16 protein-coding genes, 2 tRNA genes and 1 pseudogene are annotated in these 14,333 nt (G+C 40.1%); 13 read left to right on the top strand and 6 right to left on the bottom strand.

Features of this window, described 5'->3' with window-relative positions:
• Window positions 1-4 precede the first annotated feature (4 nt).
• Window positions 5-77: transfer RNA gene (locus ACE1TH_RS03460), tRNA-Arg, on the top strand.
• Window positions 78-150: 73 nt separating this feature from the next.
• Here ACE1TH_RS03460 and ACE1TH_RS03465 read toward each other — a convergent pair.
• Window positions 151-927: a Cof-type HAD-IIB family hydrolase gene (locus ACE1TH_RS03465; protein ID WP_255223413.1), complete on the bottom strand. Its 777-nt coding sequence runs from the start codon at window positions 925-927 to the stop codon at window positions 151-153.
• 160 nt (window positions 928-1,087) lie between these two features.
• On the opposite strand from ACE1TH_RS03465, the gene ACE1TH_RS03470 reads away from it, so the two are divergent.
• Window positions 1,088-1,396, top strand: a complete 309-nt coding sequence (locus tag ACE1TH_RS03470) for a metal-sensing transcriptional repressor (RefSeq protein ID WP_375078373.1) — start codon at window positions 1,088-1,090, stop codon at window positions 1,394-1,396.
• Between the two features lie 29 nt (window positions 1,397-1,425).
• On the top strand, window positions 1,426-1,635 hold the full coding sequence (gene copZ / locus ACE1TH_RS03475) for a copper chaperone CopZ (RefSeq protein ID WP_099301225.1): 210 nt from the start codon (window positions 1,426-1,428) through the stop codon (window positions 1,633-1,635).
• 34 nt (window positions 1,636-1,669) lie between these two features.
• Here the strand turns inward: copZ and ACE1TH_RS03480 are convergent, their stop codons facing one another.
• Entirely contained in the window at window positions 1,670-2,221 is a 552-nt protein-coding gene (locus tag ACE1TH_RS03480) for a GNAT family N-acetyltransferase (RefSeq protein ID WP_176554265.1), read from the bottom strand.
• 149 nt (window positions 2,222-2,370) lie between these two features.
• Here ACE1TH_RS03480 and ACE1TH_RS03485 point away from each other — a divergent pair.
• A tRNA-Val gene (locus ACE1TH_RS03485) sits at window positions 2,371-2,442 on the top strand.
• 79 nt (window positions 2,443-2,521) lie between these two features.
• On the opposite strand, the gene ACE1TH_RS03490 is transcribed toward ACE1TH_RS03485, so the two are convergent.
• Window positions 2,522-3,547 carry an NADH:flavin oxidoreductase/NADH oxidase gene (locus tag ACE1TH_RS03490; protein WP_255223412.1) on the bottom strand — a complete coding sequence of 342 codons (1,026 nt, stop codon included), beginning with the start codon at window positions 3,545-3,547 and terminating at the stop codon, window positions 2,522-2,524.
• 138 nt (window positions 3,548-3,685) lie between these two features.
• Here ACE1TH_RS03490 and ACE1TH_RS03495 point away from each other — a divergent pair, with 138 nt between their 5' ends.
• On the top strand, window positions 3,686-4,330 hold the full coding sequence (locus ACE1TH_RS03495; protein WP_099301222.1) for an SDR family oxidoreductase: 645 nt from the start codon (window positions 3,686-3,688) through the stop codon (window positions 4,328-4,330).
• Between the two features lie 41 nt (window positions 4,331-4,371).
• Here the strand turns inward: ACE1TH_RS03495 and ytvI are convergent, their stop codons facing one another.
• A complete protein-coding gene (gene ytvI, locus ACE1TH_RS03500; protein WP_099301221.1) occupies window positions 4,372-5,469 on the bottom strand; it encodes a sporulation integral membrane protein YtvI in 1,098 nt (365 codons plus the stop codon).
• 245 nt (window positions 5,470-5,714) lie between these two features.
• Entirely contained in the window at window positions 5,715-6,308 is a 594-nt protein-coding gene (locus ACE1TH_RS03505; RefSeq protein ID WP_255223409.1) for a copper resistance protein CopC, read from the bottom strand.
• 189 nt (window positions 6,309-6,497) lie between these two features.
• On the opposite strand from ACE1TH_RS03505, the gene ACE1TH_RS03510 reads away from it, so the two are divergent.
• From ACE1TH_RS03510 to ACE1TH_RS03545, 8 genes and pseudogenes are all read left to right on the top strand, one after another.
• The gene (locus ACE1TH_RS03510; protein WP_176554264.1) at window positions 6,498-6,674 is read left to right on the top strand and encodes a hypothetical protein; all 177 of its coding nucleotides are present in this window, start codon (window positions 6,498-6,500) and stop codon (window positions 6,672-6,674) included.
• 58 nt (window positions 6,675-6,732) lie between these two features.
• Window positions 6,733-7,833 (top strand): mechanosensitive ion channel family protein, encoded by a 1,101-nt coding sequence (locus tag ACE1TH_RS03515; protein ID WP_099301219.1) that lies wholly within the window; start codon window positions 6,733-6,735, stop codon window positions 7,831-7,833.
• Window positions 7,834-7,986: 153 nt separating this feature from the next.
• Window positions 7,987-9,006, top strand: coding sequence for an HD-GYP domain-containing protein (locus ACE1TH_RS03520; RefSeq protein ID WP_176554263.1), 1,020 nt, complete (start codon window positions 7,987-7,989; stop codon window positions 9,004-9,006).
• 43 nt (window positions 9,007-9,049) lie between these two features.
• Window positions 9,050-9,925: pseudogene (locus ACE1TH_RS03525) on the top strand (AEC family transporter); the annotation flags it as partial.
• Window positions 9,926-9,988: 63 nt separating this feature from the next.
• Complete coding sequence (gene dapD, locus ACE1TH_RS03530; protein WP_099301217.1) at window positions 9,989-10,708, top strand: 2,3,4,5-tetrahydropyridine-2,6-dicarboxylate N-acetyltransferase; 720 nt, start codon at window positions 9,989-9,991, stop codon at window positions 10,706-10,708.
• A 60-nt stretch (window positions 10,709-10,768) separates the two neighbouring features.
• On the top strand, window positions 10,769-11,977 hold the full coding sequence (locus ACE1TH_RS03535) for an aspartate aminotransferase family protein (protein WP_099301216.1): 1,209 nt from the start codon (window positions 10,769-10,771) through the stop codon (window positions 11,975-11,977).
• Window positions 11,974-13,101 carry an N-acetyldiaminopimelate deacetylase gene (locus tag ACE1TH_RS03540; RefSeq protein WP_099301215.1) on the top strand — a complete coding sequence of 376 codons (1,128 nt, stop codon included), beginning with the start codon at window positions 11,974-11,976 and terminating at the stop codon, window positions 13,099-13,101. Before ACE1TH_RS03535 ends, ACE1TH_RS03540 begins: the two co-directional genes overlap by 4 nt.
• 66 nt (window positions 13,102-13,167) lie before the next feature.
• Window positions 13,168-13,419: a YkuS family protein gene (locus ACE1TH_RS03545; protein ID WP_099301214.1), complete on the top strand. Its 252-nt coding sequence runs from the start codon at window positions 13,168-13,170 to the stop codon at window positions 13,417-13,419.
• A 100-nt stretch (window positions 13,420-13,519) separates the two neighbouring features.
• On the opposite strand, the gene ACE1TH_RS03550 is transcribed toward ACE1TH_RS03545, so the two are convergent.
• Window positions 13,520-14,314 (bottom strand): mechanosensitive ion channel family protein, encoded by a 795-nt coding sequence (locus ACE1TH_RS03550; RefSeq protein ID WP_099301213.1) that lies wholly within the window; start codon window positions 14,312-14,314, stop codon window positions 13,520-13,522.
• Between the last annotated feature and the right edge of the window lie 19 nt (window positions 14,315-14,333).

Consider the following 14,333-nt stretch of genomic DNA (forward strand, 5'->3'; position numbering starts at 1 on the left):
GTTGGCGCCTATGGTGAAAGGGGATATCACACGAGATTCCGGTTCTCGCGTTGTGGGTTCGAATCCTGCTAGGCGCGTTTGAAAGATGTTTACATAAGCACGAAAGAAAGAGCACGCTCCTGCGTGCTCTTTTTATATACCTTTGGCGTGTTAATTCAGTAACCCAACAAGGGAAAGGCCATGCTTGATGCCATCTTCATTAACATGTTTCGTAATGTAACGAGCTTGCGATTGTACTTCTTGAGGCGCATTTCCCATCGCTACGCCATGTTCAACATAGGAGAGCATCTCAAGATCATTTAATTGATCACCGAATGCGTAAACACTTTTTAAATCAATCCCTGCGTGTGCAATAAATTTCGAAATCCCAATTGCTTTCGAACCGTTAACTGGGAGGACGTCTACGGATAGAGGATGCCAGCGTACGAATTTAAAATCTGGAAACCGCTCACGGTAGTCTGCTTCTTCATCTGGTTTACAAAATAACAAGGCTTGATGTAAATGGCTTTGTTCATAATAATTAGGGTTATAAGTGGGTAAATCTAATTTTAAAGATGACATACTTTCTCGAATATCAGGATGATCCGCGTGATTTGCTGTAAACGCATCTGCAGACATAAAAATGAGTGGATGATTAGACGTTGAGGCATAGCGCTCGAAGCGACTAAATGTTGTTGGGTTTAAAGTATCTTGATAAATGAGCTCGCCTTTATAAACGACGTATTGTCCATTAAAACAAATGTAGGAATCAATGTTCAGCTCATCTCGTAATTCTTTAAAAAAATAAGGGGCTCTACCCGTTGCGATTGCAACATGATGCCCATCCCGTTGTAGCTGTTTAATCGATTCTTTTGTCGATGAAGGCAATTCCTTGTTGTCATCTAAAAGCGTCCCATCAATATCAAAAAAAATCGTTGCTTTCTCCATAGTTCCACTCCCAATACATTGATAAATTCGTTTTTCTCTCTTGTAAGATCTTCTACATCAAAAAGATATCGCATTGGCTGTAGCGTGTCAATGATGAAACCCTTGTTTTTACAATCAAACATGGATCTTGTATACTAAAAGAAAGATCGGGGTGAGTGTAATGCATAAGCAACAATCCGTGACAACGGAGCAAAAGACGCATCGACATCATGATGAAAAGACATCATTAACGAATCGTTTAAAGCGCATTGAAGGACAAGTGCGAGGGATTCAAAAAATGGTTGAAGACGATCGCTATTGTGTGGATGTACTCATTCAATTGTCAGCCATTCAAGCGGCTTTAAGAAAAGTGAGTATGACCTTGTTGGAAGATCATTCCAAGCATTGTGTGTCTGATGCTATTAAAAATGGAAATGGTGACGAAGCAATTGCGGAATTAATGGATGTTATCAGTCGGTTTTCGAAATAAGCCTGTTTTAACTAAGAGGAGGTAAGAAAATGGAACAATCAATTATTAAAGTAAGCGGTATGTCTTGTCAACACTGTGTAAAGTCAATTGAGCAAGCCTTAGGGAGCCTTGATGGAGTAGAGCAAGTTGATGTTGCTTTAGATAAGGAAGAAGTGAGTGTTCGCTATAAAAAAGACCTTGTTAGCCTCGACGGTTTGGAAAATGAAATTGAAGAGCAAGGGTATGATGTGAAGAAGTAAAAAAACCGTTCGCCTCGTAAGGCGTTCGGTTTTTTTAGCGAAGGGATGAATCAAGTTCTTCAGATAAAATGGAGAAAACAAGTTGATCCACAAATTTATCCCCTTTTTTTAATGCGCCGCGTAAGCGCCCTTCATGCATAAAGCCGAGTTTATGTAAAGCATGGTAGGATCGATCATTTTCTGGCTCAATTCTTGCTTCAATTCGGTGTAGGCCCAGACGAGTGAAGCCGTCTTTAATAATCTCAAATAGCGCCTCAGAAGCGTAGCCTTTTCCCCAGCACGTTTTACTTAACTCGTAACTAATAGTGCCGCTTTCGTGCTCGCTATGGAAACGATCAAAACCGCATGTGCCAATTACCGTATTTGTATCTTTTAATATAATAGCGTATCGGGAAGATTGGCCAGCTTTAACTTGACTTTTTAATAAAGAAATAAGCTGTCGTGCTTCCTCTTCTGTTGTTAATCGGTCAATTTTCATGTATCGGGTTACTCGGATGTCAGACCAGATTGGTAAAAGCGAAGGGGCATCATCTAACGTCAGTTCACGTAAAAGTAGTCTAGGGGTACTAAAGCTTTCAGAATCCAACAGCTTTCACCATCTCTCTATCGTATTACTCGTATTCTAGCATGTAGTCGACATATTTGTACAATGAAACTAACAGATAATAAAAGAATAGTTGACTTCTTTAAAATGATTTGCTACTATAATATTTGTTGATCATACATAATGATTAGGCGCTGTTAGCTCAGTGGGAGAGCACTTGCTTGACAGGCAAGGGGTCACAAGTTCAAATCTTGTACAGCGCATCTAAATAAAAACTCGTCATACAGCCGATGTATGACGAGTTTTTTTATGAAATAAATGGAGGCGTGTTCTCAAATTTTGTTAAAAGGTTGCTTGTTCATATTGTTTTGGTGCATGGATGTCTAAATTGAGTTGTTTAGCTGCTGAGAACGTCCAGTACGGGTGAGAAAGCAGTCCGCGACCGATGGCCACTAAATCAGCATCATTTGAGCGAATGGCGGCGTTCGCGATTTCTGGATTTTCCAGCATACCAACTGCCATAACTGGCACGCCAATTTCTTGCCGTATTTTTCGAGCGAAAGGAAGCTGGTAACCAGCGTAAGGTTTCTGAAAACGTGCTGAACTAGGCTTGCCTTCACCACCGGAACTAACATCAAACATGTCAACTCCTGCTTCTTTTAACGTACGGGTAAAGGCAACTGCATCACTTAATTCATACCCTTCCTCTACATACTCCACGGCAGATATTCGCATAATAAGCGGCATATCTGTAGGCATAACAGCTTTCATCGCTTTAATGACTTCTACTGCAAATAATGTCCGCTCTTCTCCGTAACGATCTTGACGCTGATTGGTATAAGGAGATAAAAATTGATGAATTAGATATCCGTGAGCACCGTGAAGTTCAATGACATCAAATCCAGCTTCTACTGCCCGACGTGCTGCATCTTGATAGCCAGTCACTAAACGTTTAATATCGCTTTTTGATGCTTCATAAGGTGTTTTAAACGTTTCATCGTAAGCGATAGGAGATGCTGAAATAGGTGAATCCGTATCTTCAGCTTTTCTGCCAGCATGGGCAATTTGAATGCCTATCTTCGCGCCGTGCTTGTGTGCTTGTTCAACGATAGGTTTGAAAGCATCACGGTGTGCATCTGACCATAAGCCTAAACAGTAATCAGAAATCCGACCATCTTCTTCTATATTTGTCATTTCAACTAAGATCAATCCAACACCACCTACAGCTCTTGTTGTGTAGTGGTGCAAATGCCAGTCTGTGGGCATTCCATCTTTTCCAACCGCTGAATACTGACACATGGGCGACATGACGATGCGATTTTTTAGTTCAAGGTTTCCAATTGTATATGAAGACATTAAGTGATTCATATTTTCTCCTCCTTTTTCATTATTAACGGTAATGCCCGAACGATCTGGAAGCAAGCAATCTGCTTAATGCGTTGATGTTTTTATTCTATTGACTAGGGGTAATATATAAGTAGTAGAAGCAAGAAAGGATGAGAATACATGAACGTTTTTGTCATTGGTGCAAATGGACAAATTGGTCGTCATTTAGTGCAGAAATTAGAAAAACATACGAATCATACGCCGACAGCAATGGTTCGCAAAACGGAACAATATGAAAATTATCAAGATCTAGGAATTCATGCTGTAATCGGTGATTTGGAAGGACAACCAGAAGATCTTACTTCATTGATGGAAGGCATGGATGTCGTTGTTTTTGCAGCAGGGTCTGGTGGCCATACTGGAGCTGATAAAACAATGATGATCGATTTTGACGGTGCGATTAAGTCAATGGAAGCTGCTAAACAAGCAAATGTTGATCGCTTTATTATTGTGAGTGCCATCGGCGTTCATAATCGCGACAACTGGATGTCTAAAGCCCCTTACTACAGTGCTGCGAAACATTATGCCGATGAATGGCTGAAAAATAGCGGATTAGCCTATACAATTATTCGTCCAGGCGGATTGACGAATGAAGATGGAAACGGAAAAGTGAAAGTGGCGACAGAACTTGAGCGAGGCGATATTCCAAGAGAAGATGTCGCGAATGTGATTGTCGCTTGTTTAGAAGATGATAGTACGGTTAATCAAGCCTTTGATTTAACGAGCGGAAATCATTTAATTGAGGATGCATTAAAGCAACTATAATATAAAAGAAGCTGCATGGAGTATGAATCCACGCAGCTTTTTTAATCAGGAGTCGTTTTTGGCGTTGAAACGGGTGCTTTTTCAGCGGTTAATTGAAACAGTCCTGCTTCTTTTGCTGAACGAATGGCGATATAAACAAATGGACCTAAAATCAGACCGAGCACTCCGAAGAAAACAAACCCAAAGTACATCGACAAAACAGTCGGTAACGCATTTAAGCCAATCGAATCACCTAGTACTTTCGGTTCGATGATCCGGCGAATGATTAATAAAACGAGCGCAAGAACGATTAATTGAACCCCTTGTGCAGTACTGCCAATAATCATCGCAATCAATCCCCATGGGACAAGGATTAATGCTGGGCCGACATAAAGAGGAATAATATCGACTACCCAGATGAGAATGGACATAATGAGCGCGGGTCCAGGAGCGATAAATAATAAACTTATGTAACAGACAAGAAACACGCCGACACTTAAAATAAACTGAGCTTTCCAGTATCCTAAAAACACTTTTCCCATACGTCGAAACACGAATTGTAATTTTTGTGAAGTGTCGTCTTTAAATAAATTAAATGTATTTGTTAACAGGCGTGGTAAGTCCAAGCTAAATAAGAAAAGAGTGATCACGTAAATAAGCGCAACAAAGAGCAAATTCGGTATCGATTGTAGCCACGATGCAACGGACGTGATCACAGTCGCGGTAATACCTAGTACAGCGTCAACCATCGTAGTGGACAACCGCTCTAATTCTGCGACAATGGCTGTACCTTGTGGAATGCTCTCAAGAGTTGTTTGAAACCCATCAATCATGTCGTCGGCAAACTGTTGTACTTCAAAGGCATATTGAGGGATTTGCAAAGACCAGCTGTAAATTGATTCTACAAGATAACGGATCGATACATAAAGTAGAATCCCGCAAATAAGTAAAAAGGATAAGAAAACGATCGTAACCGGTAAAAGTCTGCGTTCACTTTTCATTTTACGCTTTAAGTATTTTACAAATGGCTCAAAAATCATGGCGGTTAATAGAGCCAAAAGAATGGGCATAAAAGCAGAAAAATTAAAGTATACAAATAGCGCCGCCGCAACAATCAGTAAGAAGATGATCAGTTTCTTTAAAACGGGGCGATTAAGCATAAAATAAGACAACCTCCTCTAATACAACACAGCACATGATTTTAGTGTAGCCAAGCATACTTTTTTAAAGAGGGCTATCTTTTTCATCAAATTAATTGTGCTGACATTCAGTATCTTCTTCTTATTATAGCTGAAACTTTATCATCTCAAAACGAAAATTTATGTATTTCTTTTATTTTTGTATGAATTTTGCATGAGATTAGTAAAAAAACAAGCCATGTTTTATACATGACTTGTCAACACGGTTATTTCTTTTTATTACGTGAAACAACAAATCCAATTAAACCACCAATGAATAAAATGGCTAGAATGATTGAGATCCATAGGACGGCAGAACCTGAATCAGCATTGTCTGTTTCTGACTGCTCATCTTCAACATTTGTTTCTTGTTCAGAAGCATCATCAGTAGACTCTTCTTCAGTCGCGTCTTCATTGGTTGTGTCTTCTTCTGATGTGCCTTCTTCTACCTCTTCTTCAGGAACGTTCACGGTAAATGTAAATTCACCATCAATGTGGTGCGTGTCGTCTCCGATATTTTCCCAATAAACGATGTATTCGCCGTTTGGAAGCGGCTCATCAAATTGAGCTGTAATGACAGTAGACTCTACTTCAACAGAAGCAGGCTCGATTTCTTCATTCGTTGTATTGTTTGTCACTTCAATATCTCCGTTAGCGATCCCAGCATCAAATGTAACGGTAATTTCATCTACTGGTTCCGTGACCTCTTCATTCTCACTTGGTGAAGTAGACTCTTGATGAGAATGAGCGAATGCCACATTTGTTGGCAAAGCAAACATAAAGGCTAAAAGTAGGATAAAGCCTGTTAGTAATTTTTTCATTTCGAAACCCTCCAAATCGTTTTCTCGCTTTTATCATAACAAGAAAATGTGTGTTTTTAATGAACTCTACGTTTGTCTACAAAATCGTCACGATTACTAGTATAGACGGATTTTAAGTTCAGGAATCATTTTATGAAGAAATAAAAGGTGGCTCATTTCACATACTAACAAAAAAGGAGTATGGAGACCGTGAAAGAAAAACGAATTGATTTGATTTTATTGATAAGTGTAGTCATCTGCATCTGTTTTGCTTGTTCGTATACAATTCGCTCGAGGCCAATGGTTTATGTTGAGAACCGACCAACGTTGTATACAATTAGTCAAAAGTCCAAACTTGGTCGTTTATTTCGCATTCTTTTACAATAGCCTATTCGAAAAGTCCATGCTAGAATACGGTTAGAGTAATTGTAAGAGGAGATGAACCATGAATGCAATTTGGGATTCAATTGTAACATTTTTTGTAGAATTTCCATGGCTATCCCTTCTAATAGCGCTAGGAATTTTTACCTTATTTCTTCTATTTCGGAAGATCTTTATTACGTATTTGTTTAAAATTATTTTAGGCTTATCACGAAAAACACATGCTACATTGTTGACGCAGCTTTTGCTTTCTTATGAGAAGCCGCTCCGTTTTCTCTTTGTGATTATTGGGGCGCGTGTAGCGCTAACGTATTTTGGCGTTGAGTTTTCGGATAATGTTGCGTTGATGCGACTGTTTAACGCCAGCTTGATCATTCTAGGTGGTTGGGGATTGTATAATTACGTGTCCACCCACGGAACATTCATGGCTTTCACAAAAAAGAAACTACAGTTAAGCGATGACCATATGTTGCTTCCCTTTATTTCAAACATTTTGCGGTTCGTCGTGATTGCTTTGACATTTGTAACCGTCTTGTCAAGCTTTGGTGTTGATGTCAATGGCTTTATCGCAGGGTTAGGTCTTGGGGGCTTAGCTTTTGCTTTGGCTGCTCAAGAAACAGTGGCGAACTTTTTTGGTGGAATTGTCATTATTACGGAAAAGCCATTTAAAAAAGGAGACTGGATTTCGTCTGCTTCTGTTGAAGGGACTGTAGAGGACATTACATTCCGCAGTACAAAAATTCGAACCTTTGATGACGCCATTGTGGTTGTTCCGAATAAAACGTTGTCTAATGAAGCGATTACGAACTGGTCGGAAATGAACATGCGTAGAGTAAATTATTCAATCGGTGTCGGCCAAGAAACAACCCGATCTGAACTAGAGCATGCTGTACAAGAAATTAGGAAGCTTGTGATCAGTCATCCTGGTGTGGTGACGGATACGGTTATGATCTATTTTGATGAATTTGGTGAGACGAGCTACAACATTTTCATTTATTATTTTACAAAAACCGTTGCTTGGTCTGAATGGCACGACGTAAAAGAAGAAATTAACTACGATATTCTTGATATCTTATCAAAAGAAGGCGTATCTGTTCTAAAACCTATTGTGGTGTTTGATTCCCATGAACACGAACAACACCAGCTAGAAAAAGCAGAGAGTTAAGTGGAGAGTAAATGAATAGCTGCGACCGAGATCTTTATGAATGAGAAACGACATTCATAAAGGTCTTTTTCACGTTGTCGATCATAAATAGTCTTTCTAAAAAAGAATTCATTCGCTATAATAATGAAAGCGTTACGATGGGGAGGAACGTGTATGGAACTACATGGTGATATGAAATACGTGCGTTTACAAGAAGTGCTGCCTGGCGCATTATTAGGAAAAGAAATTTTTTCTGTTGATGGACAGATTCTTTTGCGAGAAGGGGCGTCGTTAACTACCTTGCATTTAAAGCGCTTAAAAAAATTTGGAATCGATGTCTTACCACTTCAAGTGCCAAAAAAACAAGCGAAATCGTACGATCATTTACATGTATACATGGCCAATCTGAAAACGATTGTAGAAGAAAAATCGGTTACTTGGAAAAAAAGATTCGAAACGCTCTTCAAACAGGTTATAAAAGACCCGCAATTGCAAGAATGTTTGGCTTATTTAAAGGCGAGAAGTGACTCAATTTACGTTCACTCGCTAAGTGTCGCCTTCCTTTCAACGAGCATGGGATTTCAACTAGGCTATAAAGACAAAGACTTAGAACGCTTAATTCGAGCAGCGTTGCTTCATGATGTCGGAAAAGTGGTTTCGCATCAGTATACACAAAAAGGGGTAGCGTTTGGTCATGACCATACGTGGAGAGGGTATAATTATTTACAGTCATTAAGCCATGTTGATCAATTAACTTCAATTGTTGCGCTAACCCATCATGAAACCGTGGATGGGAGTGGGTACCCTAGACAATTAAACGCCCACATGCTCCATGATATAACGCAAATTGTAGCAATAGCAAATGTATACGATCAATTAACTCATCAACGAAATATAAAGTCGCTCATGCCTCCGTCTGATGCGTTAGAATTTATGCTCGCATTTACGTCTAAACGATTTAATCCGATAGGTATGGCAGCTTTAATGGATTGCATTGCTTTATTTCCGACGGGCAGCCAAGTGATTCTTTCAAATGGTGGGGTCGGAACGGTCGTTGCGCAAAACCGTGGCTTGCCTCATCGTCCGATTGTGAAACTGATTTACATAGACAACCAGAGTGAAGAGGAATTGAACGTGGAAACCGTGGATTTAGCAAAAATACTCACTCTTTTTGTGACGCAATTTGTTTCTTAACAGGTAGAAAGGTTGAATGTTGTGACCATTTTTTTTTCAAGTAGTCTTGCCTGTCTTTCTTATTTTTGGCGCAGGCTTTCTCTTGCAACGCGCAAGTATGCTCGATATCCGTTCGATTTCAAATTTAGCGATTTACATTCTTACTCCGTGTCTTGTTTTCCGTACCTTCTATACATCTCCTCTTAATATGGACTATTTATTTATGGTCATTTTTTCATTGGTACTAATGACTGTCCTTATTAGTATAACGAAACTTTATGCAAAAATAAGAAAGCTTTCTGTTCAAGATGAAAGCGGAATGATTTTGTCGACTGCTTTTATGAATGTTGGTAACTATGGCACGCCTATTATTTTATTTGCATATGGACAAACGGCTTTTGATTTAGCCATAACCTTCATGGTTCTTCAGTCAATCATTATGAATATTTTCGGAGTTTATTATGCGGCGCGAGGGAAAGCATCAATGACGTTTGCAGTAAAAGCAATTTTTAAAATGCCAGCTACGTACGCGACAGTCGTAGCACTCGGGCTTAATGTTTTTTCTATTCCGTTTCCGCAACCGTTCTTTTCCACGATTGACCTAGTAGCCGAAGCGGCGATTCCAGTCGTTATGCTTATACTAGGGATGCAGCTAGCGATGATTGAGTGGAAAGCATTTGATTGGGAAAAAATTAGCGTAGGTGTATGCATTCGGATGATTTTTTCACCTCTATTGGCATACGGGATTACATTATTCTTACCAATTGATGAATTGCTCCGAAATGTTCTTGTTGTTGCTGCAGCGATGCCAAGTGCTGCAACAATTGTCATGTATGCGGTTCGGTTTGATGCAAAACCGAAGTTGGTTTCGACGATTACGCTTGTCACAACACTAGTCAGCTTAGTCTCAATTACATTTATTATTTGGATTTTAAGCTAGTTCATTGCATTTTTTCGTAACACACTTTATCATAATGAACAGTGATAAAAGGAGGCAATACAGATGAACATGATGGATGCAAACGAGATTATTCAATTTATTTCAAAAGCAGAAAAGAAAACCCCTGTTAAGATACATATTAAAGGTGAGTTAGACAAGCTTTCTTTTGATCAAGCTGTACAAACATTTTTCAATGGTCAGACAGGCGTTATTTTTGGAGACTGGGCATTAATTGAGCCTGTTTTAAAAGAAAACGAAGCAAGCATTGAAGATTATGTTGTTGAAAATGATCGCCGCTATTCTGCTATTCCGTTACTAGATCTTAAAGACATTGAAGCGCGTATTGAGCCAGGCGCGATTATCCGTGATCAAGTTGAGATTGGTAAAGGTGCAGTTATTATGATGGGCGCCAGCATTAATATTGGTTCCGTTATTGGTGAAGGAACAATGATTGACATGAATGCTGTACTAGGCGGACGTGCAACAGTAGGGAAGAATTGTCATATTGGTGCAGGTTCTGTATTAGCTGGTGTGATTGAACCGCCTTCCGCTTCCCCGGTTGTAGTGGAAGATGGCGTTGTTGTTGGTGCGAATGCAGTTATTCTAGAAGGTGTTCGTGTTGGAGAAGGAGCGGTTGTAGCGGCAGGAGCGATTGTAACAGAAGATGTGCCAGCTAATACAGTCGTTGCAGGAACACCGGCAAAAGTCATTAAAGAGATCGATGAAAAAACAAAAGGTAAAACAGAAATTAAGCAAGAACTACGTCGTTTAAACGAAGATTAATTCAATCGTGCAGCTTTGCCTTTTGGGCAAAGCTGTTTTCATAAAAAAGGAGTCTTTGAAATGGATTGGCTTAAAAGAGATGAACAGGCTTTAATGAACACATACCGTCGCCTTCCGATCGTTATTAAAGAAGGTCAAGGAAGCTATTTAATTGATGAAGAAAATCGCCGTTATTTAGATTTCATTACGGGGTTGGCTGTTAATATTGTTGGCCATTCTCATCCTGCTATTATGGAAACCTTACAAGAACAAGGTACAAAATTTTTACATATCTCAAACTTATACGTAAACAAGCCCGCGGTAGAGCTTGCTGAGAAATTATCTGAAAAAACAATTGGTGGAAAAGTGTTCTTTGCCAATTCTGGAGCAGAGGCAACAGAAGCGGTTATTAAACTTATTCATAAATGGAGTAAACAACAAGATTTTGCAAAAAAAGGTGTTGTTGTGTTAAAGAGAAGTTTTCATGGACGAACGCTAGGTGCCATGAAACTTACAAGGCAAGAGGGAGTGTATCAAGATTTTCCGCTACATGATTTACCGGTTTATGAAGTGGAGCCTGAAGATGTGCATGGGTTAAAAGAAGTTTTAGAACAGTATCAGCCTGCCGCAGTTTTACTGGAACCTGTCCTTGGGTCTGGTGGGGTTGTCCCGCTGTCACATGACTATTTACAACAAATTGAATCCCTCTGCAACGAACACGATGCATTATTTTGTATGGATGAAATTCAAACAGGGATGGGGAGAACAGGCACTCTTTTTGCATATATGCAAGCGACCGTGACACCAGATGTAGTGTTATTTGCAAAAGGAGTTGGAGGGGGCTTGCCGCTCGGTGGTATGATCGTGGACCCACGCTTAAATGATTTATTTGCTCCTGGTGATCACGGGACGACATTTGCACCATCGCCATTAAGCTGTGCGTTAGGGTTGACTGTGCTGGATCTTTTAGAAGAGGGGTTATTAGCGCATAGTCGAACAGTCGCTTCACATTTACAAGAGTCACTCGAAACGCTACAAAAAGAGTTCCCTTCTTTGCTTGAATCTTACCGTGGTAAAGGTATGATGATGGGACTTCCGACAAAATTAAGTGCGCAACAAGTTGCTACAATCCAACAAAAAATGATAGCAAAAGGTGTGCTTGTAGATGTCACCCAGGGGACGATTATTCGACTGCTTCCCCCGCTTATTGTTTCACAGGAAGAAGTAAATGCGTTTATCGCTTGTTTCAAAACCGTATTAGATGAAATGGAACAGGAGTTAAATGAATGAAAAAAGACGAGTTAATTCAATTAAGACGACAATTCCACCAAATTCCGGAATTAGGGTTTGAAGAATTTAAAACACAGGCATTAATTTTAGAAACAATCGCAGGGATGCGACAGGAGCGTTTAACCGTATCGACGTGGAAAACAGGGGTACTTGTTAAAGTTGAAGGCGAAACACCCTATACGGTTGCTTATCGAGCAGATATAGACGGTTTACCTCTACATGAAGACACGAATCTTTCCTATGAATCTCAGCACAAAGGCAGTATGCACGCTTGCGGGCATGATCTTCACATGACGATTGCGCTAGGCATGTTGCAACATTTTAGTGAAACGAAGCCTCCAACATCCTTATTATTTATTTTCCAACCTGCTGAAGAGGGGCCAGGTGGAGCAAAGCCGATGTTAGAAGAAAAGATCTTGGACCAATGGCAGCCAGATGAAATCTATGCGCTACACATTGATCCGAATTTACCAGTTGGGACGATCTCAACGAAGCCTGGCCTTCTTTTTGCCAATACTTCTGAACTATTTATTGATTTTAAAGGAACTGGCGGCCACGCAGCTTACCCGCATACGGCGAACGACATGGTCGTAGCGGCAGCGCACTTTGTTACGCAACTGCAATCCATTGTCTCTCGTAATATCGATCCGCTCGATTCTGCTGTCGTCACAATTGGCGTGATACAAGGTGGGACAAAGCAGAACGTGATCGCAGGACAAGCAAGAGTAGAAGGAACGATTCGCACGCTGTCAATGGAAGCGATGCAAAAAGTAAAAGAGCGGATTGAAGCGTTAACGAACGGCATTAAAGTCAGTTTTTCTTGTGAGGCGACGATTGATTATGGTTCTAACTATTGCGAGGTTCGGAATCACGAAGCGTTAACGAACGCATTTATTCAATTTAGCGAGAACCAGCCTAACGTTCACTTCACTCTCGCAAAGGAAGCCATGACAGGAGAAGATTTTGGCTACTTTTTAAAAGCGTATCCGGGAATGATGTTTTGGCTAGGTGTCGACAGCTCATTTGGTTTACACGATGCACGACTGAATCCAAATGAAGATGCCATTGAAGTCGCAGTTAGGCATATGTGTGCATTTTTAGAACAAAAGTCTACTACTTTGTAACAAAGGCTGAATAATTCATTTAGTCAACGCGCATACTACCTCTGAATGATAGAAGGAGGGTTTAGTATGGCGAAAATTGGTGTTCAGTCTGGTCTAACAGATATTGAAAACGAGCTACAAACGTTAGGACATGATGTGGTTCATGTTCAGAACGAAACGGATGCAAGTGGTTGCGATTGTTGCGTCGTATCTGGACGTGATGCAGATGTTGCAGGAATGAGTCCTCAAGGCAATATGAGTATTGTTTCAGCAGACGGTTTAAGTGCACAAGAAGTTGGACAACGCGTGGAACAAACATTAAGCAATCAAAATGGATAGAAAAAAGGTGCTGTTACGTATAACAGCACCTTTTCTTATTTACGAGCGACATAGCCTACACTATGATATTGACAGCCTAACTATTAATAAACTTTGTTTATCACGGTGATTCCTGATTAGCGTCTTGTTGCTGATTTTCAAAGTAGTCGCGAATAACTTTTCTTAACTCGCGCTCAACGGCCCATTGCTGCATATTTTCGGTCTTTGCAATTACGCGAATAACGGTAGCAGCAAGGTCGTTTGTTTCTACACCAATGACTTCTGGCTTCGTAATAAGAGCCGGATGAGAAAAGGATTCAATGGCTGTTTGTATTTTTTGAATGGAATCTTCTGTTGTTTCTCCAGCAGGTATCGTTAAATCAACAAGTGCACGCATATTTCCTCGTGAATGGTTGTCTACATTTGTAATGTTTCGATTTGGAATATAGTGAAGGGTACCGTCAAATCCTCGAATCATCGTTGTTCGGAACCCAAGTTCTTCGACAATTCCTTCAATGCCGGCTGCGCTTACATAGTCTCCTACTTCTAACTGTCGCTCTAAAAGTAAGAAGAATCCAGTCACGACATCGCTAACCAATCCTTGTGCACCAAAACCAATCGCTAAGCCAACGACACCGGCAGCTGCAAGTAATGGTCCTAAATGAAAGCCAAGTGTGTCGAGAATATTAAAAGCGATAATAAAAAATAGAACATAGGAAAACACGTTAAGCAATAGTTTTTCTAACGTTTGAAGTCGAGCAGGTGAAACTTGTTTCTCTTGTTTTTTGTTAAACACTTTTTTAATGAGCTTTTTCCCAACGGAGCGTACAATAAAATAAATAATAATGGCAAAGAGGATTTGCCATAACGTTTGGGTAATGGGATGATAAAGCACGTCATTTACATTCTCTAGCATCGTGTCATTCCTTTCGTTA

This window comes from Shouchella sp. JSM 1781072 (assembly GCF_041949915.1).
GTDB lineage: Bacteria > Bacillota > Bacilli > Bacillales > Bacillaceae_D > Shouchella.

What these genes read in the sequence shown, in the direction of transcription:
- ACE1TH_RS03465 (WP_255223413.1), bottom strand. Translation starts at nt 927, where the DNA reads ATGGAGAAAGCAACGATTTTTTTTGATATTGATGGGACGCTTTTAGAT.
- ACE1TH_RS03470 (WP_375078373.1), top strand. Translation starts at nt 1,088, where the DNA reads ATGCATAAGCAACAATCCGTGACAACGGAGCAAAAGACGCATCGACAT.
- copZ (WP_099301225.1), top strand. Translation starts at nt 1,426, where the DNA reads ATGGAACAATCAATTATTAAAGTAAGCGGTATGTCTTGTCAACACTGT.
- ACE1TH_RS03490 (WP_255223412.1), bottom strand. Translation starts at nt 3,547, where the DNA reads ATGAATCACTTAATGTCTTCATATACAATTGGAAACCTTGAACTAAAA.
- ACE1TH_RS03495 (WP_099301222.1), top strand. Translation starts at nt 3,686, where the DNA reads ATGAACGTTTTTGTCATTGGTGCAAATGGACAAATTGGTCGTCATTTA.
- ytvI (WP_099301221.1), bottom strand. Translation starts at nt 5,469, where the DNA reads ATGCTTAATCGCCCCGTTTTAAAGAAACTGATCATCTTCTTACTGATT.
- ACE1TH_RS03505 (WP_255223409.1), bottom strand. Translation starts at nt 6,308, where the DNA reads ATGAAAAAATTACTAACAGGCTTTATCCTACTTTTAGCCTTTATGTTT.
- ACE1TH_RS03515 (WP_099301219.1), top strand. Translation starts at nt 6,733, where the DNA reads ATGAATGCAATTTGGGATTCAATTGTAACATTTTTTGTAGAATTTCCA.
- ACE1TH_RS03520 (WP_176554263.1), top strand. Translation starts at nt 7,987, where the DNA reads ATGGAACTACATGGTGATATGAAATACGTGCGTTTACAAGAAGTGCTG.
- dapD (WP_099301217.1), top strand. Translation starts at nt 9,989, where the DNA reads ATGAACATGATGGATGCAAACGAGATTATTCAATTTATTTCAAAAGCA.
- ACE1TH_RS03535 (WP_099301216.1), top strand. Translation starts at nt 10,769, where the DNA reads ATGGATTGGCTTAAAAGAGATGAACAGGCTTTAATGAACACATACCGT.
- ACE1TH_RS03540 (WP_099301215.1), top strand. Translation starts at nt 11,974, where the DNA reads ATGAAAAAAGACGAGTTAATTCAATTAAGACGACAATTCCACCAAATT.
- ACE1TH_RS03545 (WP_099301214.1), top strand. Translation starts at nt 13,168, where the DNA reads ATGGCGAAAATTGGTGTTCAGTCTGGTCTAACAGATATTGAAAACGAG.
- ACE1TH_RS03550 (WP_099301213.1), bottom strand. Translation starts at nt 14,314, where the DNA reads ATGCTAGAGAATGTAAATGACGTGCTTTATCATCCCATTACCCAAACG.